21 protein-coding genes and 1 pseudogene are annotated in these 25848 nt (G+C 45.2%); 12 read left to right on the top strand and 10 right to left on the bottom strand.

Going from position 1 to position 25848, the window contains the following annotated elements:
- Positions 1-4 precede the first annotated feature (4 nt).
- Positions 5-1108 (bottom strand): glycine cleavage system aminomethyltransferase GcvT, encoded by a 1104-nt coding sequence (gene gcvT, locus AC0L6V_RS05120; RefSeq protein ID WP_409419477.1) that lies wholly within the window; start codon positions 1106-1108, stop codon positions 5-7.
- A gap of 371 nt (positions 1109-1479) precedes the next feature.
- Here gcvT and glyA point away from each other — a divergent pair, with 371 nt between their 5' ends.
- The 3 genes from glyA (at position 1480) to gcvP (ending at position 6142) form a co-directional block, all read left to right on the top strand.
- Complete coding sequence (gene glyA, locus AC0L6V_RS05115; RefSeq protein WP_265216635.1) at positions 1480-2757, top strand: serine hydroxymethyltransferase; 1278 nt, start codon at positions 1480-1482, stop codon at positions 2755-2757.
- Positions 2758-2814: 57 nt separating this feature from the next.
- Positions 2815-3198 (top strand): glycine cleavage system protein GcvH, encoded by a 384-nt coding sequence (gene gcvH, locus AC0L6V_RS05110; RefSeq protein WP_111607518.1) that lies wholly within the window; start codon positions 2815-2817, stop codon positions 3196-3198.
- A 79-nt stretch (positions 3199-3277) separates the two neighbouring features.
- Positions 3278-6142, top strand: a complete 2865-nt coding sequence (gene gcvP, locus AC0L6V_RS05105; RefSeq protein ID WP_409419476.1) for an aminomethyl-transferring glycine dehydrogenase — start codon at positions 3278-3280, stop codon at positions 6140-6142.
- Between the two features lie 195 nt (positions 6143-6337).
- Here the strand turns inward: gcvP and AC0L6V_RS05100 are convergent, their stop codons facing one another.
- From AC0L6V_RS05100 to AC0L6V_RS05085, 4 genes are all read right to left on the bottom strand, one after another.
- Positions 6338-7072, bottom strand: coding sequence for a CLCA_X family protein (locus tag AC0L6V_RS05100; RefSeq protein ID WP_265216634.1), 735 nt, complete (start codon positions 7070-7072; stop codon positions 6338-6340).
- A gap of 30 nt (positions 7073-7102) precedes the next feature.
- A complete protein-coding gene (locus tag AC0L6V_RS05095; RefSeq protein ID WP_265216633.1) occupies positions 7103-7567 on the bottom strand; it encodes a hypothetical protein in 465 nt (154 codons plus the stop codon).
- 109 nt (positions 7568-7676) lie between these two features.
- The gene (locus tag AC0L6V_RS05090; protein ID WP_265216632.1) at positions 7677-7874 is read right to left on the bottom strand and encodes an alanyl-tRNA editing protein; all 198 of its coding nucleotides are present in this window, start codon (positions 7872-7874) and stop codon (positions 7677-7679) included.
- Positions 7867-8316, bottom strand: a complete 450-nt coding sequence (locus AC0L6V_RS05085; protein WP_418138817.1) for an alanine--tRNA ligase-related protein — start codon at positions 8314-8316, stop codon at positions 7867-7869. Before AC0L6V_RS05085 ends, AC0L6V_RS05090 begins: the two co-directional genes overlap by 8 nt.
- 366 nt (positions 8317-8682) lie before the next feature.
- Here AC0L6V_RS05085 and AC0L6V_RS05080 point away from each other — a divergent pair, with 366 nt between their 5' ends.
- The 6 genes from AC0L6V_RS05080 (at position 8683) to AC0L6V_RS05055 (ending at position 13946) form a co-directional block, all read left to right on the top strand.
- Positions 8683-8838, top strand: coding sequence for a hypothetical protein (locus tag AC0L6V_RS05080; RefSeq protein ID WP_162623505.1), 156 nt, complete (start codon positions 8683-8685; stop codon positions 8836-8838).
- A gap of 143 nt (positions 8839-8981) precedes the next feature.
- The gene (locus AC0L6V_RS05075) at positions 8982-9851 is read left to right on the top strand and encodes a lipase family protein (RefSeq protein WP_265216630.1); all 870 of its coding nucleotides are present in this window, start codon (positions 8982-8984) and stop codon (positions 9849-9851) included.
- A 222-nt stretch (positions 9852-10073) separates the two neighbouring features.
- Positions 10074-11012 carry an ABC transporter substrate-binding protein gene (locus AC0L6V_RS05070; protein ID WP_265216629.1) on the top strand — a complete coding sequence of 313 codons (939 nt, stop codon included), beginning with the start codon at positions 10074-10076 and terminating at the stop codon, positions 11010-11012.
- Between the two features lie 5 nt (positions 11013-11017).
- The gene (locus AC0L6V_RS05065) at positions 11018-12037 is read left to right on the top strand and encodes a FecCD family ABC transporter permease (protein ID WP_265216628.1); all 1020 of its coding nucleotides are present in this window, start codon (positions 11018-11020) and stop codon (positions 12035-12037) included.
- The gene (locus tag AC0L6V_RS05060) at positions 12034-13119 is read left to right on the top strand and encodes a FecCD family ABC transporter permease (protein WP_265216627.1); all 1086 of its coding nucleotides are present in this window, start codon (positions 12034-12036) and stop codon (positions 13117-13119) included. Before AC0L6V_RS05065 ends, AC0L6V_RS05060 begins: the two co-directional genes overlap by 4 nt.
- Positions 13116-13946 carry an ABC transporter ATP-binding protein gene (locus tag AC0L6V_RS05055; RefSeq protein ID WP_265216626.1) on the top strand — a complete coding sequence of 277 codons (831 nt, stop codon included), beginning with the start codon at positions 13116-13118 and terminating at the stop codon, positions 13944-13946. Before AC0L6V_RS05060 ends, AC0L6V_RS05055 begins: the two co-directional genes overlap by 4 nt.
- A gap of 63 nt (positions 13947-14009) precedes the next feature.
- Here AC0L6V_RS05055 and AC0L6V_RS05050 read toward each other — a convergent pair whose 3' ends face one another.
- From AC0L6V_RS05050 to AC0L6V_RS05030, 5 genes and pseudogenes are all read right to left on the bottom strand, one after another.
- Positions 14010-16739 carry a hsp70 family protein gene (locus AC0L6V_RS05050; RefSeq protein ID WP_409419474.1) on the bottom strand — a complete coding sequence of 910 codons (2730 nt, stop codon included), beginning with the start codon at positions 16737-16739 and terminating at the stop codon, positions 14010-14012.
- A gap of 3 nt (positions 16740-16742) precedes the next feature.
- Positions 16743-16901, bottom strand: coding sequence for a hypothetical protein (locus AC0L6V_RS05045; protein ID WP_265217750.1), 159 nt, complete (start codon positions 16899-16901; stop codon positions 16743-16745).
- Positions 16861-18522 (bottom strand): Hsp70 family protein, encoded by a 1662-nt coding sequence (locus AC0L6V_RS05040; RefSeq protein WP_265217749.1) that lies wholly within the window; start codon positions 18520-18522, stop codon positions 16861-16863. The genes AC0L6V_RS05045 and AC0L6V_RS05040 overlap by 41 nt, the downstream gene beginning before the upstream one ends.
- A 3-nt stretch (positions 18523-18525) precedes the next feature.
- Positions 18526-19134 (bottom strand): DUF2760 domain-containing protein, encoded by a 609-nt coding sequence (locus AC0L6V_RS05035; protein WP_265217748.1) that lies wholly within the window; start codon positions 19132-19134, stop codon positions 18526-18528.
- A gap of 21 nt (positions 19135-19155) precedes the next feature.
- Positions 19156-21091 (bottom strand): annotated as a pseudogene (locus AC0L6V_RS05030) (ATP-binding cassette domain-containing protein).
- A gap of 405 nt (positions 21092-21496) precedes the next feature.
- Here AC0L6V_RS05030 and AC0L6V_RS05025 point away from each other — a divergent pair.
- From AC0L6V_RS05025 to AC0L6V_RS05015, 3 genes are read left to right on the top strand one after another with little or no spacing between them, the layout of a single operon-like run.
- Positions 21497-22591 carry an efflux RND transporter periplasmic adaptor subunit gene (locus AC0L6V_RS05025; protein WP_265217747.1) on the top strand — a complete coding sequence of 365 codons (1095 nt, stop codon included), beginning with the start codon at positions 21497-21499 and terminating at the stop codon, positions 22589-22591.
- Positions 22592-22602: 11 nt separating this feature from the next.
- Entirely contained in the window at positions 22603-24285 is a 1683-nt protein-coding gene (locus tag AC0L6V_RS05020) for an efflux RND transporter permease subunit (protein WP_418138816.1), read from the top strand.
- On the top strand, positions 24191-25780 hold the full coding sequence (locus AC0L6V_RS05015) for an efflux RND transporter permease subunit (RefSeq protein WP_418139069.1): 1590 nt from the start codon (positions 24191-24193) through the stop codon (positions 25778-25780). The genes AC0L6V_RS05020 and AC0L6V_RS05015 overlap by 95 nt, the downstream gene beginning before the upstream one ends.
- Positions 25781-25848 lie beyond the last annotated feature (68 nt).

Below are 25848 nucleotides of genomic sequence, written 5' to 3'. Positions count from 1 at the left end.
ACGATTACCCGCGGTAATAACGAGCAGCAACAAAGGGCATTGCCGTCAGCGTCAGAGGAATGCTTTTCCCTCTCACATGAGCAAACAAAGGCTCACCTGCGTCTAAAGCCTGTGTCGACACATACGCCATCACAATAGGCTGAGCAAGAGTTGGCGAGAAGCCGCCACTCGTCACTGTGCCCTTCACTTCACCTGACGCATTAACAATCTCAACTCCTTCACGAACTGGTGCGCGCCCATCAACTAAAAAACCCACTCGCCTTCTTGAAGGCTTGTTGGTAAATTGCGGCAATATAATATCGGCACCTGGGAACCCTCCAGCACGCTCACCTTCTAAACGGCGCACTTTTTGAATGGCCCAATTAAGAGAGGCTTCGATTGGCGTGGTAGTGGTGTCAATGTCGTGACCATACAAACATAAGCCCGCTTCGAGACGCAAAGAATCACGCGCGCCAAGTCCAATCCACTCCACTTCATCAAACGCTAGCAAGGCATTAGCAAAAGCTTCCGCATGATCATTTGATACCGACACCTCATAACCATCTTCACCCGTATAGCCAGAACAACTCACCCATAACTCAACACCTTGCCATTCAAACTTAACACTCTGCATAAAGGTCATTGTTGCCGCATCTGGAACCATACGAGCGAACACCTCACGCGCTTTTGGCCCTTGGATAGCGAGCAAGGATCGATCTTCAACAACCTCAACATCACAATCAACCAGAGATGCCTGTAAGTAAGCAAAATCTTGCTCTTTACAGCCGGCGTTCACCACCATGAAGACTTCATCCGCCCCCCAATTAGCAAACATCAAATCGTCCGTCATACCACCATCATCTGTGGTAAACATGCCATAACGCTGCATACCCTCAGCAAGCCCTAGCACATCCACTGGTAAAATTGACTCAAGCGCCGTCTTTACATTTTTACCTCGAAGAATGACTTGCCCCATGTGCGATACATCAAAAAGACCCGCATTTTCACGCGTCCATAAATGCTCTTTCATGACACCCAGCGGGTATTGAACAGGCATTTCGTAGCCAGCAAACTCAACCATTCTAGCGCCAGAGGCAATATGTAGATCACACAGAGCAGTACGTTTCATAACGATAACCTTCATTAAAATTGTGATTAGATCTGTTTCCGATTGGAAACAGAGTATCTAAAACAAACCGAGTTTGACAAGCATTAAGCACCATTTGCTAAAGAATATTTGCAATTAGATACAACAGATATCAACAAAAAACTTGAACAAAAGGTCAAATATATTTGAAAACAAACTTTTTAATTACCCCCTGTTTACTGTTTCCAATTGGAAACTTTTTGATTATGATAAGCAAAATTGACGCAAACCAAACAATGACTGACGCTCTTAGAAAGATGATCTTTTTTCATCATCTTAGACTCCCTTAGTGTTATTATACGCAAGACTCATTGTCTTTTGGGCATACATGTTTATTTAAGAGGAATTTCTCCATGGCCAACACCGAAGCCTTTTTCAGCCAAACTCTCGCTGAACGAGACCCAGAACTTTTTGCAACGATCGTTGAAGAACAAGAGCGTCAAGAAACTGGTATTGAATTGATTGCTTCTGAGAACATCACTTCAAAAGCGGTTTTAGAGGCTCAAGGCTCTGTTCTGACAAACAAATACGCAGAAGGTTATCCGAATCGTCGTTATTACGGTGGCTGTGAAGCGGTTGATGTGACTGAACAACTTGCCATTGATCGTGCTAAACAATTGTTCAACTGTGAATTTGCAAACGTGCAGCCTCACTCTGGCGCCCAAGCAAATGGTGCTGTAATGCTTGCGCTACTTCAACCAGGAGATACTATTTTAGGCATGTCATTGGATGCAGGTGGTCACCTAACTCATGGCGCGCCACCAGCTCAGTCTGGCAAATGGTTCAATGCGGTTCAGTACCAAGTTAACCCTGAAACATTATTGATCGATTACGATGCTATTGAAGCGCAAGCGCTAGAATGCAAGCCAAAAATGATCATCGCGGGTGGCTCAGCCATCCCTCGCGTTATTGATTTCAAACGCTTCCGAGAGATTGCTGATAAAGTTGGTGCTTACCTATTCGTAGACATGGCACACATTGCAGGCCTTGTTGCAACAGGTGCTCACCCGTCTCCACTACCGTATGCGCACGTTGTTACGACAACAACGCACAAAACTCTGCGCGGTCCTCGTGGCGGCATGATTCTTTCCAACGACCTAGAACTTGGCAAGAAAATCAACTCTGCTGTATTCCCAGGTTACCAAGGTGGCCCGCTAATGCACGTCATCGCTGGCAAAGCAGTCGCATTCGGTGAAGCACTGAAACCTGAGTTCAAAGTGTACATCGACCAAGTCGTTGCCAACGCAAAAGCTTTGGCCGCTGTCATGATAGAACGTGGTTGCGACATTGTAACAGGCGGAACAGATAACCATTTAATGTTGGTTGACCTTCGTCCTAAAGGCTTGAAAGGCAATGTTGTTGATAAGGCACTTGAGCGCGCAGGCATCACTTGTAACAAAAACGGCATTCCTTTCGACACTGAAAAACCAATGATCACTTCTGGTATCCGTATTGGTACACCAGCAGCAACATCACGTGGCTTTGGTATTGAAGAGTTCCAAAAAGTGGGCCACCTAATCAGTGACGTTCTAGACGGTTTGGTTGAAATGCCTGAAGGCAACCCTGAAGTAGAAGCTCGTGTACTTGCAGAAGTCAAAGAGCTTTGTAAACGCTTCCCACTTTACCGCTAAAATCACATACCCAAGGACAAACGTCCTTGGGTATTTTTTTAAAGAGGCATAAATACTATGAGCACTATTCCAGACAATCTAAAATACGCAGACTCTCATGAGTGGGTTTTAGACAACGGTGACGGCACTGTCACTGTGGGCATTACAGACCATGCGCAAGACCTACTTGGCGACGTTGTTTACGTTGAGTTGCCAGAAGTAGGCGCAGAAGTCGTCGCGACAGAGCAGTTTTCTCTAGTAGAATCTGTTAAAGCGGCGTCTGATATTTATGCCCCAGTAAATGGTGAAGTCATTGCGGTGAATGACGCCCTAAACGATGCGCCAGAACTGATCAACGAAGCGCCTTATGAAGGTGCATGGATTGCCAAAATCAAGCTAAGCAACACAGCGGATCTTGATAAGCTACTTGATGCTGCAGGCTATTCAGCCACTATCGAATAGTCTCAAATATAGGCTCTCCTTCCTTCTCAGTATTGAGAGCCTAATCCCCCAGATTTTTATCTTAATAGGTGATTGAACCATGACTTCGTGCATCCGCGATTTGTTAAATAACGATGAATTTATTGCCCGCCATATTGGCCCTGATGAATCAGAACAAGCCAAAATGCTGGCAACAATCGGCATAAACAGCCTTCCAGAACTAATCGAAAAAACCGTTCCAGAAGCCATTCGTCAAGCAAATCTAGACCTTTCTGCTACATCTGTTAGCGAAAGTGAAGCCCTTGCACAACTAAAAGCCATTGCCAATCAAAATAAAGTGGCACGTTCTTTTATCGGCATGGGTTACCACGACACGCATGTGCCATCCCCTATTTTGCGAAATTTACTAGAAAATCCTGGCTGGTACACAGCGTACACACCTTACCAACCAGAAATTTCTCAAGGTCGTTTGGAAGCACTGTTAAACTTCCAACAAGTCATTATCGATCTAACCGGCATGGAAATATCCAATGCCTCTTTATTGGACGAAGCCACAGCAGCGGCCGAAGCCATGACGCTCATGAAACGCTCAAACCGTAAAAAGAGCGACACATTGTTCGTTGCCAGCCACTGCTTGCCACAAACCATTGACGTTGTTAAAACGCGTGCTGAGCTATTAGACATAGAAGTCATTGTGGATGACATCGCTAACTTTGCACAACACGATGTATTTGGCGCGATTTTCCAATACCCAGGCATTGATGGCACCGTTGCAGATTTGACGACCGTGATCGCACAAGCACACGAACAAGATGCCCTTGTGAGTATTGCAGTGGATTTACTGTCTCTTGTTCTATTGAAATCTCCAGGCGAAATGGGCGCAGACATTGTATTTGGTTCTGCACAACGCTTTGGCGTCCCAATGGGCTTTGGCGGACCTCACGCGGCTTTCTTAGCAACCAAAGACGCGTTCAAACGCTCCATGCCAGGTCGCGTTATCGGCGTGTCTAAAGACAGCCATGGCAAACCAGCGCTTCGTATGGCAATGCAAACTCGCGAGCAACATATTCGCCGCGAAAAAGCGACATCAAACATTTGTACTGCTCAAGCATTACTTGCCATGATGGCTGGCTTCTATGCGGTTTATCACGGCCCTGCTGGTCTTAAAAAAATTGCCAATCGCATCGCTGCACTGACAAATTGCTTTGCTAACGCCATTCACAAACAAGGCTTTACAACCAACGCAAGCTACTTTGATACTGTCATCGTCAATACGGGTGATCAAACAGACAGTATTATGGCAAAAGGCGCGGCGAAGTTAATGAACTTCTACAAAATGTCTGAAGGCCAAGTATCTGTCGCGCTAAACGAAACCATCACACCAAACGACCTTATCGATTTGGCAGAATGTTTCGGCGCAGAACTGTCATTAGAAGACATCACGAATACTGAGGCGGCATATGGTTTTGATGCTGCAATGCTGCGTCAAGATGCCATCCTGACTCACCCAGTATTTAACAGCCATCACAGCGAAACCGAATTGATGCGCTACATGCACCAATTGGAAGTAAAAGATATCGCACTAAACCAGAGTATGATTCCTCTTGGATCGTGCACGATGAAGCTAAACGCGGCCTCTGAAATGATCCCAGTGACTTGGGCTGAGTTTGGACGAATTCACCCATTTGCACCAAGCAATCAAGTTGCTGGCTACCACGCCTTATTGCAGGAGCTTGTTGAGCTGCTTTCTAAGGCAACAGGTTATGACACCGTCTCTTTGCAACCAAACTCTGGTGCGCAAGGCGAATACGCGGGTCTAATTGCGATCGATAAATACCACAAATCTCGTGGTGACCATGACCGTGACGTATGCTTGATCCCAAGCTCTGCTCACGGCACCAACCCAGCATCAGCCGCATTGGCAGGCATGAAAGTTGTGATTGTTAAATGTGATGAAAACGGCAACATCGATTTGGCTGATCTTGCTGAAAAAGCAGAAAAGCATGCCGCGCAACTTAGCTGCATTATGGCAACTTATCCATCCACTCACGGTGTATTCGAAGAACACATTCGTGAAGTCTGTGACATCGTTCACAAATTCGGTGGTCAAGTGTACATAGATGGCGCCAACCTAAACGCATTAGTTGGTGTTGCGCCTCCGGGTACATTTGGCGGTGATGTTTCTCACTTAAACCTACACAAAACATTCTGTATTCCGCATGGCGGCGGTGGCCCTGGCATGGGACCAATTGGTGTTAAATCTCACCTTGCACCTTTCCTACCCGGTCACGCTGTTACTCCAGTGATGGGCATGCTTGAGCAACACGGTGCGGTATCAGCGGCACCGTACGGTAGTGCAAGTATCCTCGTAATTACTTGGATGTACATCAAAATGATGGGCGATAAAGGTTTACGTGATGCTACTTTTAATGCCATTTTGAATGCTAACTACATTGCCAAACGCCTAGGTGAACACTACCCGGTTCTTTACACTGGCAAAAACGGTACTGTGGCACACGAGTGTATTATCGATATTCGCCCACTTAAAGCCGAATCAGGCATAAGCGAAGAAGACATTGCTAAACGCTTAATGGACTTTGGTTTCCATGCGCCAACCATGTCTTTCCCTGTTGCTGGTACGTTAATGATTGAGCCAACAGAATCGGAAAACCTTGAAGAACTAGATCGCTTCTGTGATTCCATGATTCAGATTCGCAAAGAGATCAGTAAAGTGCAAGCGGGCGAATGGCCACTAGAAGACAACCCACTGGTTAACGCACCGCATACTGCAGACAGCCTACTCGATATAGAATGGACACACGCTTACTCTCGTAAAGAAGCGGCTTATCCATTGAATTGGATCAAGGCACGTAAATACTGGCCCCCCGTTGGCCGTATCGACAACGTCTACGGTGACCGCAACCTATTCTGCGAATGCCCACCAATTGATAGCTACGAAGATTAATTTTTCAAACTACTAAAAAGCACTAGAAACAAAAAAGGTGAATCAGCAATGATTCACCTTTTTTTATTCGATGATTTTCCACCAACCCAATGAAACCAAAAAAGTAATTTTAATAAAAATAATATTTAAATTATTAAATAGAATACCAACTTACGTCTCGTGAATCGTGAATGCGTAATGCACATTAAAAGACAATTACTCTTTGCTCAACCCACGACCAAGCAGACTGAAATAATGATAAAAGGCTTGATTAATTCGATGTCGCTCTTCGCCTTGAGGGTATAGACCCATTTTGGCTTCTTCAGAATAGCGGCTTCCTTTTACTAAAAAGGCACTGGTAGGTTTTGTGTCTTCAACGAAGGCTTCGAAGGCTCTTGCTGACATCTCTTCTGGTTTGGCGTAGTAGAGTATTTTTAGCTTTTGATCTGCAAGGCGGGATGCTTGAAACAACTCACTCGGCTCATCACCAAGCTCATTTAACATTATGGCTTTAAAACAATCAGCCAGTAAGCCGTTTAAAGGATGGGGCCGATCATTTTTAGACAAGCGAATGGTGGCATTATTCAACCATCTTTCAGAGGCGAATTGTGAAGGCAAGGTGTGCTGAAACATTTTTTCGCCCATATAGTGGTCGAAAGCGTGAAACCATTCGTGCGCCAGACTGCCAGCACCTGCATTTTTCGCGAGAGATAACTGTCTTGTAGATGGTACATAATGCGCCGCAACACCTGGCCTGCCACCTTTGCCATATTGAAGACCTAAAGTGCCACGCAACGAGATTAAATGTTCTGGTCCATGCAACACATCCATCAAGTCTTCTAGGGCACGATAAAAATTCACCGCCGCTCTGTCTCTTTCTTGCGGAGTTACCCAACGCCCCATTTCAATACCACGGAAATCAAATTGGCGGCGGATCAATACAAAATTCATAGAAGAATAAACAGGCTCATAACTACCAGATTAACTAAGGTGAAACTGCTGGTTAAACTCCACAATTTTCGCATCACGCATTGCTTTTAATGCCAAAAATTGATCTTCCACATTGCGTTTTGTCGCCTCGATCAAATCAACATCATTGCCTTGAGAAAGCTGAGCCAACTCATGCTCATAATGATCAAGCAAAGTGTCAAAATCATCCTGATACGCTTCTTCGACTAACGCTAGAGCCATTTGGTGTTGGTAGCTTATTGGTTGTTCGGTTCGCTTTTGAACATAAACCAGAGCATTATCTAAATACAATTGCTTAAGATCTTTGCTAGGAGACCTTGTGCTACTCAGCGTATTTTTTCGCTCTTCAGTAAACACTCTAGCTTTAAGCGCTTCTGCTTCATAACCGACACTTGCTTGAGCAAAACTAACGGGCAACGCATTCAACACCAGAATCGCCGTAAGAGACTGCAATTTTTTAAGAAGTACTTTTTTCATACAAACCTTCTTACTTTTTATAAATTTGCTTTTGATTCTATTGAGCCTAGGCAACAAGAACAACCACCAGCACGCTGATGCACAATTAAATCTCATCTTTTCGCTTTATCTAAGAAAGATAAATTTCCACTCGCTCTTTTCCCTTACCAACATTTTTTCGTTTTAGTTTAATAACCCCTAATTCGGCCGTACTTTTCACGTGGGTACCACCACAAGGCACTTGAGCAAAACCATCAACCTTCCAATAACGACGCTCTTCGGGTTGATCTGAAAAATCTTTTTCAATTGGCAAGTCTGCGTCAATCAATGACTGGACCTCGAGCTTGAATGTCCGCTAAAAGAGGTGAAATACTTTCTGGCCACTCAAAGTCGATACGACTTTTATTTTCAGAAATATGCGCGCCCATTTTTTCTAAGGTAGGCAAAGATTTATAAAACAGCTCCAAAACAACTTCTGCGGCAAAATGTAAACGCATTAGGCTGTATCGACGAGGCCAATCTATCTTAACCAACACCGCTTGCCCAACACAAAAATCTGGCTGTGTGGCCAAGGTATAAAGAATAGATCTACCTACCTTTTCGGCCTTAACCACATCAACACCACCAATACTGCCTGAGTCGCTTTCCTGCCCACCGGACTCAGCATAGAAAATAGTTTCTGCCAACATTACTTGGTTTTGCTCAATGTATGTAATGCTTGTCATCAACTCAGTTTGATATGGGTCCACCCAAAATTGCTTTATGGTCATTTTTGCCTCGCACATTCAATTGTCTACTATTAATACAATAAGATGATGATAAAGCTAAGTGATATTTCAACAATCGCCTAAAAACCGCTAGGCAAAACTTGTAATGTTTGATGTGTTTCAACTTATATGTCCAATCGGTCAAAACTGTCGTCAGCTGCGCACAGAAAACTCTCTTAATTGAGCGTCTTTATGGCAAAATTATGCATAAAAAAAGTTATTTTTTGACGTTTTAAACCTTTTCCGACCTAAAAGACAGCATTTAAAAATGGTGATTTTATTTCATCAATAAAGTGAAAATATGTCGTTTGTTGAGCAAATTTCATCCGCTTATGATCGCGATATTCATCATCCTAAGAGGAAATTGTCATGGCAACAACAACGAAAAAAATCACCTTAAAAACCGTAAAAAAAGCCTTATCTCGTGCTTACGCTGTCTATATGATGAAAGACACATTTAAGAATTTACCCACACTAAAAATAGAAGGCGTTAGACGGATTGATTGGAGTGGTTGCGACTTATAGTTGCTTGCATCCCTTCCTCTTTGATGCTTTGGTAAGTCATGACATGACTTACCAAAAGTTTCAGCGCACAAGAAACTACTGTTCGACATAACCAATTTTTAGTACCCTGCGCCTTCCTTTTATTATGGTGCTCAAATCCCCTAATGTTAAAAAATGCGCTTCTCTGTCTATTGCTTATCCTTACCGTGTCTTTTCAGCCGCTCATGGCTGCCCCCGATTTTGTCGCCATAAAAGCCCAAGCCCAATTCGCAGAAGATACCTACCTAGAAGCCGATACACTCGAACAACGACTCGAAGAACAAGGCCAATCATTACTTCATCAGTCTATTATTCCTTTCTCTCAAGTAAGCTACTTTTTGAGTCGTGCCAATGGCGTTCAGACCATTGCCATTAGAGGTACGGCAAATTTAGAAAATGCCATGTTGGATTTGGACCTAGAATTACAACCAGACAGCCTATTGAATATAAAGCTGCATCAGGGCTTTGGATCTGCAGCAAAGGCGGTTTACGAAGATATCCAGCCTTTTCTTAGCAAAGAACACCCCATCCATCTAACAGGACACAGTTTAGGTGGCGCTATTGCGGTCATTCTTGCCATGTACTTAGAAAAAGACGGCTTTGCTGTTGAACAAGTCATTACCTTTGGTCAACCTAAAGTGACGAATGCCACAGGCGCCAAAATGTTTAGCAGCCTACCACTGACGCGAGTTGTCACACCAAACGATATTGTTCCACTGGTTCCACCCATCAGCCCAATGCAAATTAAAGACTTAGATATTTTCTGGCATATGGGCGAAGAAGTTATTCTGCTTGGCGGCAAAACATTCACCCAAACAAATGGCATAAAAAGTATGCTAAGAGCCACTAAATTCACCACTTCTATATCAAACGAACAAAATCTCATCGCTCACAAAATGACAACTTATCTAAACTTAATTGCAGGACTGCAATCCGCGCCAGAAGAAATTGCATACAAAGCAGGCATTCGTTTGTTTGGTTTTTCGTTAGATTAATAATACCTATTGTTCAAACCACTCAATGACGACACGAGTTTTAGAACACTATGTTGCACATATCGTGATGTTTTATTAATAGTTACCTATTACCAAGAAAAATAAGAAGCGTTATCATTAGCGTCGTTTATTCGCCTACCAACGCGTTTAGGATGACTTGATGCACACCCTGTCCCCTCAATAAAACGTCGCTGTAGTTATTCAAGTAAAAGGAACCCTATTATGTTCAAGCGCCCTTCTTTTAAGAAACTCTTACTTTGTGCCTGTGTTACCTATTCTTTTTCTGTTTTTGCCGATGACATAACCCTTGCGACCAAATATGGGAACGTTCAAGTAAATGACAATGTAAAGCGTGTGGTGGCATTGTCTGAGGATGCACTGGATAGTGCGATTGCGTTGGGCATCAAACCGCTAGGTGCTGTTGCGACACGTGGCGGAGATTCCGTGGCAGAATACATTCAAGAACGTGCATCAGGCGTCAGCATAGTCGGCACATCTCGCCAAAATAACCTTGAAGCCATTGCCGCACAACGTCCAGATCTTATTCTAGCATCTGCAAGCTTGCCTCAGGATCAATACAATATCTTATCCAAAATTGCGCCGACCATCGTCCCTATTTCCCCTGGAATGGTATCCGATAGCTGGATCACCATAGCCAAAGTTTATGCACAAGCACTCAACAAAAGCGAAGCCATGGATATCGTTCTGAATGACATCAAAGAACGTGAAAACGCGTTGAAATCCATCATCACCGCCAAGCTACCTGAAGACAAACGTTCCGCAACACTGGCACGCTGGATGCCCCAAGGCCCAATTGTTATGTCATCGCAAATTTTCGCTACGGATGTACTTGCTGCCACGGGATTTAATATCAATGATGCCGGTGTGATCAAAGAAGGACGCCCTCACAGCAGTCCACTTAGCTTAGAAAACTTAACCAAAGTCGACAGTGACTGGCTATTTTTAGCAACGCTAAATACAGAAGGGAAAGACGCGCTGGAAGCCGCCAAGACCTCTCCCTCCTTTTCACGCCTCAACGTGGTAAAAGAAGACAAGGTTTTCTTAGTAAATGGCCAGTTATGGACAAGTGCAGCAGGCCCGTTGGCTGCCCATGCTATCTTGGATGACATTGAAGCAATGATTGACCGTAAGATTAAATAACCTAGATGACTAATTGGTTTCATATCGCGCCTGCACAACGACCATTATCTGGTGTTTTTGTGTCAGCACTTTTCGTACTGGCACTGTGCTGTTTGTTAAGTTTGTTGCTGGGTGCAGGGGCGCTTTCACCTCAAACATCCTTACAAACGTTACTCGGCAATGGCTCTGCAGACGCGGAGTTCACTGTATTCCATTTGCGCCTTACGAGAACCCTTGTTGGCCTGTTCGTTGGACTAACACTGGGGATTGCTGGCGCACTAATGCAATCCGTGGCGCGTAACCCGCTGGCAGAACCCGGCTTACTCGGTGTCAGTGCTGGCAGTTCATTTGCCGTTGCTCTCACCTTGGTACTGGGTGCCAGCACGGCCACACTCACTGTCGGTGTTGCGCAATTCGGTGCCTTACTTGGCTGTTTGTGTGTTCTTAGTGTTGCTCGAATGCAAGGACAGCAGAATGATCCAATCCGCTTAGTGCTCGCTGGGGCGGCTTTATCAAGCCTACTCTTTGCGATCACCTCTTTAATACTTTTGTTTGATCAAAGAGCCGCGGACGAAATTCGTTTTTGGGTAACGGGCAGTGTGGCAGGACGAGATATCAACACACTCACGTCCGTATTACCCTCAATGATGATTGCATTATTATGTATTCTGTATGTTGCCAAACCGCTCGCCTCATTAGCCCTTGGTGAACGTGTCGCCATTGGTCTTGGCCATAAGCCAAAGCGGATTCGGGCCGTGGTTATCGTCGCCGTTGCCTTATTGGTTGGCGGCGCCACCGCCATCGCAGGGCCAGTAGCGTTTATTGGTCTCGTGGTTCCTTTTGCCGCGCGGGCCTTGGTAGGCCCCGATATTCGTCGTACCTTGTGGCTATGCTTGCCACTCGGACCGATCGTTGTAATTGCCGCAGACGTGGTTTCCCGCCTCGTGGCTCAACCTGCGGAAATGCCTTTGGGCGTTCTCACCGCAATTATTGGTGCGCCAGTACTCTTATTGATTGTACGATCTCGAAGAATGCCTACTTTATGATAAATCAAAGTCTTTCTATTACTAAGCAAGCAGACACTGTATCAGCTCCGAGCGGGCACCACCTGCTGTCTCTAGGTCGTCATAAGACGATTCTGATCGAAAAACACGCCATTGTCCGAAATACTTGGTTGCTGATGGTATTGTCTTGCGCTTGTATCGCAAGCCTTGCCATTGGCACCATGCCAATATCGCCCAAAGAAGTCATTGCGGTATTATTGGGTCACGGCAATGCCATGAGCCAGTTCATCGTGCAAGATTTACGTTTGCCACGTCTACTGGCAGCGCTCTTTACGGGGGCCGCGTTTAGTTTGGCAGGATGTTTAATGCAAACTATGGCTCGTAATCGGCTCGCAACACCGGGCATTATTGGCATAGATAACGCCGCCATGGCTTTTGCCGTCTCTTCCGTGGTTGGGATGGGTATTTCTTTAGCCCCCTCCGCTATGGCACTAGCGGGCGCCGCAACAGCAACGGCACTGGCGTTTGGCCTAGCCGGTGGCAGCGGCACACGGGGCTATCGCTTTATTGTGGCCGGCATTGGCATTGGCGCTATTGCCGGCGCGGTAACGCAATTACTATTAAGCCAAGTCAGTATTGATGTGGCCAACAGTGCCTACCCTTGGACCGTTGGTAGCCTAAGTGCTCGAGACCCTTTCATGGTGAATCTTTTGGGAGCTGGTATCGCACTTTGTCTTATCGCTTGCCTACTATTTTCCACTCAATTCGCCTTAATGCCCTTTTCAGATCAAGTGATTACCGGGCTAGGAGCGAACATAAAACACATAAGAATATTGGCTTTGGTCTTGTGCGTAACGCTCACAGGATTGGCTGTTGCCGTGGCGGGACCCGTTGGTCTAGTCGCCCTGGTCGGACCAGAAATTGCCCGCGTGCTGGCATGTTATCGAGGCATTCCGCTCATCAGCTCTGCATTAACAGGTGCCCTAGTGATGGTTTTAGCCGATTTGTTTGGCCGCACGATTTTATCCCCAATTGAACTGCCAGTCGGTATTGTAACCGCCGTCGTTGGTGGCCCTTATTTAATTTGGATATTGATTCGACGCACTTCAAGGACTTCCTTATGACAGTCACGTCTCTGCATCAGCAGGCTTCAACACACCTCATGAAATCTCGTCTTAGCGCCGACAATCTGACGTTAAAACATGGTAAGGTCGGTATTATTGAGAACTTAACTGTCAGCTTACCAGAAGGCAAAGTAACGGCCATTGTCGGACCAAATGGCTGCGGCAAATCCACCCTATTGAATGGTCTATCACGTGTGCACTCACCCAGCACAGGTGCAGTACTGCTCGATGGCAAAGACATTCATACCTTACCTTCTAAAGAGGTCGCTAGACGTCTTGCTTTACTACCACAAGACACACTCGCACCGGATGGCATTACCATTGAAGAGCTGATTCGCTTTGGTCGCCACCCTCACCAAAGCCTCTTAAAACAGTGGGCGATGGACGATCAAGAAGCCATTCAATACGCATTACATGCAGCAGACTTGATTGGATTAAAAGACCGACTACTAGACACTTTATCAGGGGGACAACGACAACGTGCTTGGATCGCCATGTCGATTGCCCAAGAAACTCCTTTGCTGTTACTGGATGAGCCTACATCCGCATTGGATTTAGGTCATCAAATTGAAGTTTTTGAATTGATTAGAGACCTATCGAGACAAGGCAAAACACTCGCCATGGTGGTTCATGACCTACCCAGTGCCTGTCGATATTCCGATCATATTATTGCGATGAAGAAAGGTGAAATCATCACCCAAGGCAGCCCTAAAGACGTGATGACAAAAGAGTTAGTACGTGAATTGTATGGCGTTGAGTGCGACCTGATACCAGACCCTATGACAGGCAGCCCCATTCTTATCAATATGAAGCGGGTCAGGAACTAAATCAGCCAGAAAGCAGGTCTGATCTGGTGAGATATGGCCGGATCAGATCTGCTTATTTTGTGGCTACAAACGCAACCCGATTGGCAAACTCTCCCCAACTAATGCATTAAGCTCGTCACTATTAATCTCAATTTGACTCTCTAAGCGCTCCAGCCATTGAGCGGGACATTTGTCTTTTTTGAGTTTATTAGCCACTTTCTTGCGCAAAGCAACAAGTTTATCGGATTCACCGACACTGACTTGACTCATCAAAACCGCCGCTAAGCCTGCTTGTTTTCGTTTTTTCCAGTCTTCTTTAAGCACCGCCTCTAAAATTGGAAACAAACTGTCTTCTGCAATGCGTTGTTCTTGCTTACCACAAAGAAGGTGTCGGGAAGCTATTCGCCCTATCGTCCACCACGCTGTATCCGGCTCAGACGTTTTCTGTAAACGCTTCAGTAGCCAATCGATCGTGGTGACTTTGTCATCATTTGATAACCCCTCCAACGCCCCCACCAAACGAATCAAATCATCGCTGGACTTGGTGGTTAGGTCTTTCATTTTATCCCGTGAACGTTGTCCTGTGGGCGAATAATATTGGCTAAATTGTTTGAACAAAAAGGTCTGTTGTTCCAAGGTTAACCCACCCGCAATGCGACGATATAAGGTCCAATATTGTCCCCAAACTGGCGCCGTATCAAACTGAGTTCCCGCCTTAGTGGCGTTGACTACTTGCTGTACACGAGCCAAGTCATCCGCCGCACCAAAACCGGGACGCAAACAATAGCCCATTAACTGCAACCACTGGCGCTCATGTTGCGCGCTTTTCGTTCGACCCGATTTTACACTCAGAAGTTTATCCACTAGGCGACGTGACGTAACAAGGTTCCAGTCGTCTCGATTGCCCAATAATTGATCCAAATCTTGCTTCAGAGATTTCACTAAGTCAGGGTGTTGCTTTTGACCAGCGCTCGAAAAGCATTTCGTTAAATGCTCTTCAGCTTGTCCCATATTGGCATGCAGTAAACCCCTTTCATCCGCTTGTTCAGAGTCTTGAGTCGAACTGGCACGAGCGGAAAAATCCAAGCGCCATTGATCTTTCTGGTTATTGGCATTTAACATCACTTGCAAAACACCGACTTCGGTCATTTGCACCGACAAGATCACCGACATTTCTTGCGAATCGCTAGTGCCATCCAGTTCTGTCATCAAAGTAGAGATATAATGCAATCCCTCTTGATTACGTACTTTGCCAATGACACATTCAAGATGATCGTCAGAGCGATACAAAGGGAATTGCACTTGTTGACCAAGAGTGACAAAGAACTCTTGCTCTAAACGAATGACTTCGCCTTTTAACGTCCCCTTTGGCAAAATGCCAACGAATTGATCCTCGCCAACTTGCAGATACAAACTGTGCGCTACACCGCTTTCAATACGCGTACTGTCACCCACCAAGGCATTCAAATACATGGCCGCCCCTTTGGCCACCGCGTCGTTAGGCTCATCCGCGCTACAAGCAAGAATCGGCTCGGCAGACCAAGCATTAAGCTGTTCTAATAAACGCGCTTTTAACACTGGGCTGTTAAATAAGCCACCGTTAAATAAAACAGCATCCGGCATAGACGAGCCAGTTGCCGCTTCGATTTCGGTTTTATGCAGCTGTAAAAACGCCGCTAAATGGCGTGTAAAAGCAGGATCCGATTCGTAGGGCAAGCCCAAGGTGTGCATGGCGTAATCGCTCTTTTGTACCTTGTCATTAAGGCTTACCAAAGGAAAAAAACCACTACGAATTTGTTCTAATAGGGTATCTCTCGACACCTCAAACTTTTGTGAACCGCCGATTAAACGACTACCACCACCCAGCACGGTAATACTTAATGACTCGGGCGCGTCATTGCCTAGTAAGGTTTCTTTGGCTTGACGTGTCTGTTGAACCAAAGCGCCTAATCGGGTCGCTGACAAGGCAGAAATTTGCTTCGGATCGAGCTGGAACGCCAAGGCTTGATCTAAATTATCGCCCCCCAACAACAGATGTTCCCCTACCGCGATACGCTTAAGCGCCACGCTGGTATTTTTTGTTGATGTCGGCTGAATAGCAACCAAACTAAAGTCACTGGTACCACCACCAATATCGACAACCAAAAGCATTTTTTTATCGGCCAGCGCGGCAAGCCTTTCGTCATTATTAATGTAATGATAACAAGCCGCTTGTGGCTCTTCTAAAAGGTATAAATCGTTTAGACCAGCCAGTTTAGCGGCTTCCAGTGTTAATGCTCGCGCCTCTTCGTCAAAAGAAGCTGGCAAAGTTAACGCGATCATTTGAGACTCTAACGGCGCATCTGCAAAGCGATGGTTCCAGCTTTGCTTAATGTGCAATAAGAGCATTTTACTCGCCTCAAGTGGACTGAGCTTTTTAGGGAATTCACTGGCCCATGGCAAAATCGCCGAGCGACGATCTACTTGACGATGGCTCAACCAGCTTTTCGCACTTTGGATGAGTTGCCCAGCTCGACGTTGACCTAAAGCTAATGCCCCAACACCAAGGATTCGTTCTTTATCACAATGACGCCAAGGCAAAACCGGATCGAGTTTACCCACTTCATCAGACGCCAATACGTAAATAGCACTCGGCAAATAGGTAAATTCTTGCACTGAACCATCGACCATCACTTGTGGAATAGACAGCAACTCTGGTTCAGCTTGCTTAGGAAAAGTTCCATCACCATAAATAGGAATGAAGGAGACAACGCAATTGGTTGTCCCCAAATCAATGCCTACTCGATATTTGTTTTGAAAAGCCGCTTGCGCCATGTATTAAGACTCCCTAACTTGAAACTCAATCGTCCAACTTAGGTCAGATTGGGTATCATGTGCTTGCAATAACAGCAATCCCAATTCGGTGACACGCGACGTTAGATATACTCGAACCATCTCACCAGACGAATAATGACCCGCATCTAAACGAACCGACAAGGGATTGAGCCTCCTCGAGTTGAGCAAGCGAAAAAGCCCCAATAACCTTACCCACAGCATGCGTTTCGCTTATTTTAGATTGGAAGAAACGGAAGGTCACGCTTTCACCCACCACTAGCGAAAACTCGTTCGGAAGCATCTGCCCTTCTGAGCCTTCTTCTAGCCCAAAAGGAGCGACACAAATCGCATCGACTGGCGGTGCCATACCCGGTATGGCTGGCATTGGACTGGCCACACCAATGTAATAATTAGCCGCCAAACCACTCTTTACTCTAACACCGCCTTGCGCTTGCACTTGAGCATAGTAAGTCGCGCCTTTGGCGACCGCATGATCCAAATGCGATGGGGTTAGCATGGTTAATTCACGGCCACTTAACGACTCAGACAACATGGCTGCCAAGCGAGTTTCTAACGTGCTGCGAATCACATTGGCGTTAAACACACCGCCGTTTAATAATACTTTGCTGGGCTTCACATCATGCTTTGCTATAAACTCACTGATGTGACGGGTAATCGCTGGATCCCCTTCGTAATCCAAGTTAATCGCACTAAAACCACTGCGTGCTGCTTTTTGAGCTTGCTCACCCAATTGCACCGGCGGAAAGAAACCATCAATCAAAAGCTGCTGAACATCATTTTGTGTCAAGGTCGCTTTGATGCTGTTATTGAACAAACTGCGCCCCCGACTTGGAACGACAACACTGACGTCCTCTAGGTCAGCATTAGACAACAAGCGCTCTTTTGCCTCCCGACAAGCTTGCGTTAAACCCATGATTTGCCAAGGTTCGAGATGGGTACCGTTTTGTGCCAGTTGCGCGGCTAAATGATAGGTCAGCGTCAAATCCATATTGTCGCCACCAAGCAAAATATGACGACCTACCGCTACTCGCTCTAAACCAAGCGCACCCTTTTGTTCAACCACTTGGATTAATGACAGATCCGTCGTACCACCGCCAACATCTACAACCAAAATATGATCATTGACGACTAGGCTGTCTGCCCAATTTTGCTGGTCACTCAACCAAGCATAAAACGCCGCCAATGGCTCTTCAATCAAACGCGCACGCAAACCGACTTTTTCTGCCGCTTGCTCAGTAATGGCGCGAGCTGCAGGATCAAATGATGCGGGTACGGTAATCACAACGGTTTGCTCGGCAATGGGAGCATGAGGAAATTGACTCGTCCATGCACTCACCAGATGGGCCAAAAGCGTTTCCGTGACTTGCGCCGGAGACACTTTTTCCACTTCTTGAAGTGCATCCACCGGCAAAACCGCTTCATCAGCAGCGACACGAGAATGACACAACCAACTCTTCGCACTTTGCACCAATCGACCAGAAGACTTAGCGCCCAATTCACGAGCCAATTGCCCCACAATGGACGTTGCTTTACCCCAAGGCAGTAGTAAGTCGCTCTCTAGAAACTCCGTTTTATGAGGAAAATAGACAAACGAAGGCAGTAAGGGTCGAGCATCCACCTGACCTGCCGCAATAAACTGCGGAATGGCCAATTGCTGAATACGCCCTACTTGATTGATTTCTGTCCCTGCTGGATTAGATGGCGAATAATAGACAGCCGAATGCGTGGTACCCAAGTCGATACCAATGAAATATTGACTCATGAGTTATACCTCGATTTCAGCTGGCGCTAGAATATTCAGACTGTCAGTGTTGGTGATTTTCGGCAAACGCGTTTCGGTCACTTTCCAACCTGGATGAATCAAGGTTCCGGCATATGGACCATCGCCTTCCACACGACCTTCAAGCTTAATCTGTTTTGCATCGTAACCAGAGGGTACTTCGACACGGCTATTCTCTACCGCTGTATTGACAACATCCATAGACACAACATCGATCGTGAAGTGTTGCTTCAATACTTTGGCGCAACCCGCGTGGATCTGACGAGACGCCGCCCCCACATCCGCATCGCTATAATCATCAATACTTTCTTGAATGAAGTCGATAAAGCGTGCTTCTTGTTGTAACAGCTGTAGTAATTGATGCGCACCATCGGCGTTGACCGTATCCAAAGCAGGCGCTGCGACTTCGATTTCACGAATCACTTCGACTTCTTTTGTAATCACTTTCGGTTCCACTTCGAAGGCAAACTGCTCGCCTTGATCAACCGATTGACAGCGAGCAGCATAATCGCCACTCACCATGTATTTTAAAAAATGACCAAACGCACCGAAAAAGCGCGGCACAAAGGAAACTGGTTTAATTTTATTCGTCATAATTTACCCGTTCTGCACAGTTTATCCGTTTTGCATCTCTTCAAGCTCTAGCCAACGCTCCATAGCAGTCTCAAGCTCTTCTTCTTTATGAGCTAACTTCGCTAAGGTTTTTTGCACATGATCGGCCTCTCCTGTATAAAATTCAGGAGCACTTGTCGTGGCATGTAACGCCGCAATGTCTGACTCTAACTTGGCTATCGTTGCTGGCATATCGTCAAATTCACGCTGTAATTTATAACTTAGCTTGGCTTTGGGCTTAGCTTGCGCAGCAGTCGTACTTTGATTTGTTTCTTCTGTTTTTTTAGCGTCAGCTTTGGCTTTTTCTTTTTTGCTTGCTACATTGTCCGTTTGCGATGTGGACTCTGTGGGGAACTTGCCCCCTTGACGAATCCAGTCTTGATAACCGCCAACGTATTCTTTGACTCGGCCTTCGCCTTCAAACGCAATCACACTGGTGACAACATTATCTAAGAAAGCACGGTCATGGCTAACCAACAATAAAGTTCCTTCGTAATTCATTAGCAGCTCTTCGAGCAATTCTAATGTTTCCACATCAAGGTCGTTGGTTGGTTCATCCATAATTAAAAGGTTAGCTGGGCGGGTAAATAATTTCGCCAGCAGCACACGGTTTCGCTCACCACCAGACAAGGCTTTTACGGGTGTTCGAGCACGCTCAGGAGGGAAAAGGAAGTCACCCAGATAGCCAATAACATGTTTGTTCTGACCATTGATCTCAATAATGTCTTTGCCTTCGCCGACGTTTTCCGCAACGGTTTGTTCTGGATCAAGTTGCTCACGTAATTGATCGAAATACGCTACGTTAAGTTTGGTACCCTGACGAACTGAACCCATTTCAGGTTCAAGATCCCCTAATAAAATTTTCAGGAAGGTACTTTTACCGCAACCATTTGGACCAATTAGACCAATACGATCACCGCGATTGACCACGAAATCCATCGGTTGCAAGATCACCTTATCTTCAAAAGAATGTCCGACTTGGGTGAATTCAGCCACCAACTTGCCAGACTTATCTTTGGTTTCAATGGCCATTTTGGCGTTACCCTGGCGATTGATACGCTCAGAACGCTCTTCACGTAACGCTTTTAGAGCACGAACTCGACCTTCGTTGCGGGTACGACGCGCTTTAATGCCTTGTCGAATCCACACTTCTTCTTCTGCCAAACGTTTGTCGAACAAAGCGTTTGCACGCTCTTCCTCTTCAAGCATTTTTTCTTTAAAAGCAAGAAACGCCGTAATATTACCGCTGAACGAAATAAGGTTACCGCGATCGAGGCTCAATGATACGGTTTGCCAATTTTTCTAAGAAACGACGATCGTGGGTAATGAATAGGATCAAACCTCGAAATTGTTGAAGCTGTTGCTCCATCCATTCTATGGTCGGCACGTCCAGATGGTTGGTTGGCTCGTCGAGCAATAAAACATCTGGATTAGAAATCAAAGCTTGCGCTAGGATAACGCGACGACGCCAACCACCCGATAGCTCAGACATCAGTTTATCTGCAGGCAAAGCCAAGCGTTGAATCATGTGATTGACTCGTTGCTCCAGATCCCAACCCTGAATGCGGTCCAACTCCGTCTGAATATCACTTAATTCATTTGAGTGGTCATTTTCGAAGTCTTCTAATAATTTAAAATAACGGCTCATCAATGAATGGGCTTCACCTGCCCCTTCACTAACTACTTCACGGACGGTTTTTTCATTTGCATCCGGTAACTCTTGTGGGAGCTGTCCAATGGTCATACCACCTTCTAGACGCACGACACCTTCATCCGGAATTTGCTCGCCTGAAATGACTTTTAACAGCGTCGATTTACCTGCACCGTTACGACCGATAATAGCAACACGCTCTCCAGCTTCCGCTGAAAAACTGATTTTTGACAGCAGCGGATTATGCCCAAAAGCAACACTGATCTGTTCTAACGACAATAGACTCATATCTATCCATATAAAGTAAAAATTTTGTGGCCGTATAGTATCATCCTTCTAAGAGAAGGTTCACCAAAAAACGGTTGAATCCATGCTCGCTTCTTGTTTAATCAAGGATTAGAAAGATAATTATCCGGAGCATTAACCATTTTAATTAAAATAGCCTTGTTTCATTCCTCTTCGTTAATTCGTTTTTCAAAGACTTGACTTATAGGCAACAGACAGGTTTTACGCTTTATATCTAATGATAAAAAGTCGCGAATAATGACAATAAATGTGCGCTAACGTGATTTATCCATAACGTGTTGCAAAGCGCTTGCTAACAATTTTTGAATCAAACCCCTTTATTGATCATTATTTGAGAATATACTGAGCGAAATGTAATGATATTTCTTCTGTCTAATGGAGTATTTAATGGATTTTAAAAGTAAGGTAGGGCCAATTACAGCGGTAGTCGTTGCGGCAGCGGCTGTGACATGGATGTGGGTAGGAGGAAATGGCATCACGGTCAGTCCAACAGAGCCGACACCAAAAGAAAACACAGTGTCATCACAAACCGCCGAAAGCCAACTTATCTATCCTGTTCAAGCAAAGACCTTAACGGCAAAATCCATTGAGATGCGGTTGCCCTTAAGTGGCAAAACTCAAGCCGATGAGACCTTAGAACTCATTAATAGCTATCCTGGGCGAATTATCAAACTGCCGATTGAAAAAGGTCAATTTGTTAAAAAAGGCAGCGCCATTGTCCAGATAGATAACCGCACACTAAAAGCTGAAATAGCGCAAGCTGGACTACTGGTCAAACAAAGGCAATTAGAACTTGAGGGTATCAAAAAACTCAATGTACAAAATTTAACATCAAAGGTGAATCTAGCCCAAGCTGAAACCGATCTTGCCTCGGCTCAAGCATCTGAAAAAGCGTTATTAGTGGATTTAGAGAACGCCACTATTACCGCGCCGTTCTCAGGCATACTGAATACGTTAACTGTGCAGGAGGGACAAGTTCTTGCTGCAGGTGCCAATATAGGCACGTTAATATCCATTAATCCTATTAAAATCAGTGTCAACATCCCTCAAAATAAAATCAAACAGGTGAAGCTTGGGACACTAGGTAATATTCGCCTTGAGTCTGGCTATTCAGCCGAAGGCTTTGTCTCTTATATCAGCGCTACAGCAAATGAATCGAGTCGTACCATTACCGTCGAAATGCAAGTTGATAATTCTGGAAATAACATTCCAGCAGGTCTAACAGCCGCGGTAGAGTTTATTTTAGACGAGCAAAAAGCCCATGCTTTTTCAGCGGCTCTGCTCACTTTAGATGATGCAGGCAGAACAGCCGTAAAGGCCATAGACCTAGACAATCGAGTGGTTATATTACCGGTTGAAATCGTCAAATCAGAACGAGATCAAGTCTGGGTAAGCGGCCTTCCAGATAATGTAAACATTATTACTGTTGGACAAGGATTTGTGTCTGCTGGTGATAAAGTTGAAGCACATTATCAAAACTGAGGAGGCTGCATATGCAAACATTAATTGAAGCGGCCTTAGCTCGCTCACGGACTATCATGATGCTTTTTGTTCTCATTTTAATTATGGGAACAGTATCCTACATTGAAATAGCCAAAGAGAGTGACCCAGATATTACCATTCCGATGGCCTATGTATCCGTGTCCTTAGAAGGTATTTCACCTGAAGACGCTGACAGCTTATTGGTACACCCTTTAGAAAAAGAACTAAAAGGGCTTGAGGGCTTAAAAGAACTCAAGTCTACTGCATCAGAAGGCCATGCTTCGATTATGCTGGAGTTTTTATCTGGTGTAGACATTGATCAAGCCATCATTGATACAAAAGACAAGGTCGATAGAGCAAAAAGCGAGTTGCCAGACGATGCTGACGAACCGACTGTCACAGAAATAAACCTTTCAACTTTCCCTGTGTTACGCGTCAATTTATCGGGTAATGTGGATTTTGCCATTCTTAGTCGCACCGCAAAAAATTTACAAGATGCGATTGAAGCAGTGGATGGCGTTTTAGAAGCAAACATCAGTGGCGACAGGGAACAACAAGCGCAAATTATTATTCGTCCTGAACAGCTGGAATCTTATAACCTTTCATTAGCTGAGGTGGCTAATTTTGTATCTGGCAATAATCGCTTGGTGGCCGCTGGTAATTTAGATACTGGCGCTGGTCGCTTCTCACTAAAAGTGCCTGGATTGCTAAAGACCAAAGAAGACATCATGAATTTGCCCATCAAAGCCGATGGTGATCAAGTCGTTTTGTTAGGAGATATCGCCACAGGCGAGCTAACGTTTGAAGATCCAACAAGCTATGCTCGTGTAGACGGCAAGCGAAGTATTACCTTAGCAATATCAAAACGTGTTGGGGCAAATATTATTAATACTATTGCGGCCGTTAAGACAGTGGTCGAAAATGAAAGTCAGCAATGGCCCAGCGGTGTTGAATACAATTTAACAGGAGATAAATCTACTGATATAGAAACGTCCCTTAATGACTTATTCAATAACGTGTTAGCCGCTACCTTACTAGTTATGATCGTCATCGTTTGGGCCTTAGGCATTCGCAGCGCCCTCTTGGTTGGTTTGGCAATACCTGGAGCCTTCTTAGCGGGTATTTTGATACTCGACCTCCAAGGTTACACCATCAACATGGTCGTTCTTTTTGCGTTAATTTTAAGTGTCGGCATGCTAGTAGATGGGGCTATTGTCGTCACCGAGTATGCCGATAGAAAACTTGCTGAAGGTGCGTCTAAGATGCAGGCCTATGGGGAAGCAGCCAAACGCATGGCTTGGCCAATAACGGCCTCTACAGCAACGACCTTAGCCGTCTTTATGCCTTTACTGTTTTGGCCTGATATTGTTGGCGAATTTATGCGCTTCATGCCCATTACCATCATTGCGACCTTGGCCGCCTCTCTCGTAATGGCGTTAATCGTATTACCCACTATAGGCTCCATGATCGGTAAAAAAGGCGCCTATACCGAAAAAACTATGCACGCTTTAAAAATTACCGAAACAGGCGACCTAAGTGAGTCTCACAGGCCCAACCGGATTATACGGCCGCATGCTAACGCGTTTAGTAGAATATCCTATATGGGTTCTACTCTTTACCATCGCCTTACTAATCAGTGTCTTTATCAGTTATGGCCATTTCGGAAAAGGCGTGGAGTTCTTCCCCAGTATTGAACCTGAATCTGCCAATTTAGACATACGCGCCAGAGGCGATTTGTCCCTTGATGAGAAAGACACATTAGTAAGGCAAGTAGAACAACAAGTACTTGGTACACCTGAATTAAAAAGTGTTGTGGCTACTTCTTATTCAACACCAGGGAACAACGCAGCTCCTGATAGCATTGGCTCCATCAGTATGGAGTTTATCGATTGGTATCAACGCGAATCCGCCAGCGTCATATTAGAACGGATTCGAGAAAAAACGAAACAAATACCGGGCATTGAAGTCAGTGCCGAAAAAGAGCAAGGCGGCCCCCAGTCCGGAGCCGACATACAATTGCAATTAAGTTCAAACTACTCCGAAGCTCTTAACTTAGCCGCTGACGAAATCAGCAAGCAACTCTTGGAAAGAGAGGAAATAGTGACCGTCAGTGATGATCGTTCACTACCCGGCATTGAATGGCGTATTGATATCAATCGAGCAGAGGCAAGCCGTTATGGCGTGGATGTCAACAGTCTAGGTAATGTCGTTAAGTTGGTCACAACCGGCATTACCTTAAGCGACTTTCTCCCAGAAGGTGCTGATGACAAAATTGACATAGTGTTGCGCTATCCAGTCAATCAACGCAGCTTGGAGCAGCTTGATCAACTACAAATCCCAACTAATCAAGGCAGCATTCCTGCTAGTAACTTTATTTATCGCTATGCCGCTCCTAAGCAAGGCGTTATCAATAGAACCGATGGTAAAAAAACCATCGCTATTGATGCTGATGTAAAAGATGGCCTTGTTGTTGACGAAGTCATCAAAGCCATTAAAGCGAAATTGGACGCAGCTGGTATAGATAAGACAGTCAGCTATGAATTCCGCGGCAATACAGAAGAACAGCAGAAATCCATGGTCTTCTTAATCAAAGCATTTGGTGTGGCTTTCTTCATCATGGCTATTATTTTGGTCACCCAATTCAATAACTTTTTCCAATGCCTACTCATCTTAAGCGCGGTCATTTTCTCAACCATAGGCGTATTGATTGGTTTAATGGTAAAAGGACAACCATTTGGTGTAGTTATGAGTGGTGTTGGCGTTATTGCTTTAGCGGGCATTGTTGTGAATAACAACATCGTGTTAATCGACACCTATAACGGCTTACGAAAACAAGGCATGATGGTCCGAGAAGCCGCTATACGAACAGGTGTACAGCGATTAAGACCTGTTATGCTGACCACTATTACAACTATTCTTGGTCTGGTTCCGATGGTTTTCCAATTCAATATTGATCTGATTCATCAGTCATTTAGCATTGGCGCACCATCAGCTCAATGGTGGACACAGTTATCAACAGCCATTGCTGGTGGCCTCACTTTTGCTACGCCATTAACACTGATACTGACTCCTTGTCTGTTGGTTTTAGGGGACTCGACGCAAAGAAAAAAACAACTGGAAGCGTTACAAGCAGCAACCATACAACATGAAGAAACGCGCTACAGTGTGGATAATAACAAAATAGAATGAAGGCCAAGACAACGCAGTGTAAATAAACCTAAGCACAAAAAAGCGGACTCAAGTCCGCTTTTTTTAGC

The sequence above is a fragment of the Marinomonas sp. G8-14 genome, from assembly GCF_055808935.1.
The sequence above is the reverse complement of the archived record's forward strand: the minus strand, read 5'-3'. Positions and strand labels throughout refer to the sequence as shown.

What these genes read in the sequence shown, in the direction of transcription:
- AC0L6V_RS05075 (WP_265216630.1), top strand. Translation starts at nt 8,982, where the DNA reads ATGTTAAAAAATGCGCTTCTCTGTCTATTGCTTATCCTTACCGTGTCT.
- AC0L6V_RS05040 (WP_265217749.1), bottom strand. Translation starts at nt 18,522, where the DNA reads ATGAGTCAATATTTCATTGGTATCGACTTGGGTACCACGCATTCGGCT.
- AC0L6V_RS05100 (WP_265216634.1), bottom strand. Translation starts at nt 7,072, where the DNA reads ATGAATTTTGTATTGATCCGCCGCCAATTTGATTTCCGTGGTATTGAA.
- AC0L6V_RS05065 (WP_265216628.1), top strand. Translation starts at nt 11,018, where the DNA reads ATGACTAATTGGTTTCATATCGCGCCTGCACAACGACCATTATCTGGT.
- AC0L6V_RS05050 (WP_409419474.1), bottom strand. Translation starts at nt 16,739, where the DNA reads ATGGCGCAAGCGGCTTTTCAAAACAAATATCGAGTAGGCATTGATTTG.
- AC0L6V_RS05055 (WP_265216626.1), top strand. Translation starts at nt 13,116, where the DNA reads ATGACAGTCACGTCTCTGCATCAGCAGGCTTCAACACACCTCATGAAA.
- AC0L6V_RS05085 (WP_418138817.1), bottom strand. Translation starts at nt 8,316, where the DNA reads ATGACCATAAAGCAATTTTGGGTGGACCCATATCAAACTGAGTTGATG.
- AC0L6V_RS05060 (WP_265216627.1), top strand. Translation starts at nt 12,034, where the DNA reads ATGATAAATCAAAGTCTTTCTATTACTAAGCAAGCAGACACTGTATCA.
- AC0L6V_RS05095 (WP_265216633.1), bottom strand. Translation starts at nt 7,567, where the DNA reads ATGAAAAAAGTACTTCTTAAAAAATTGCAGTCTCTTACGGCGATTCTG.
- gcvH (WP_111607518.1), top strand. Translation starts at nt 2,815, where the DNA reads ATGAGCACTATTCCAGACAATCTAAAATACGCAGACTCTCATGAGTGG.
- AC0L6V_RS05080 (WP_162623505.1), top strand. Translation starts at nt 8,683, where the DNA reads ATGGCAACAACAACGAAAAAAATCACCTTAAAAACCGTAAAAAAAGCC.
- AC0L6V_RS05070 (WP_265216629.1), top strand. Translation starts at nt 10,074, where the DNA reads ATGTTCAAGCGCCCTTCTTTTAAGAAACTCTTACTTTGTGCCTGTGTT.
- AC0L6V_RS05025 (WP_265217747.1), top strand. Translation starts at nt 21,497, where the DNA reads ATGGATTTTAAAAGTAAGGTAGGGCCAATTACAGCGGTAGTCGTTGCG.
- gcvP (WP_409419476.1), top strand. Translation starts at nt 3,278, where the DNA reads ATGACTTCGTGCATCCGCGATTTGTTAAATAACGATGAATTTATTGCC.
- AC0L6V_RS05035 (WP_265217748.1), bottom strand. Translation starts at nt 19,134, where the DNA reads ATGACGAATAAAATTAAACCAGTTTCCTTTGTGCCGCGCTTTTTCGGT.
- gcvT (WP_409419477.1), bottom strand. Translation starts at nt 1,108, where the DNA reads ATGAAACGTACTGCTCTGTGTGATCTACATATTGCCTCTGGCGCTAGA.
- glyA (WP_265216635.1), top strand. Translation starts at nt 1,480, where the DNA reads ATGGCCAACACCGAAGCCTTTTTCAGCCAAACTCTCGCTGAACGAGAC.
- AC0L6V_RS05020 (WP_418138816.1), top strand. Translation starts at nt 22,603, where the DNA reads ATGCAAACATTAATTGAAGCGGCCTTAGCTCGCTCACGGACTATCATG.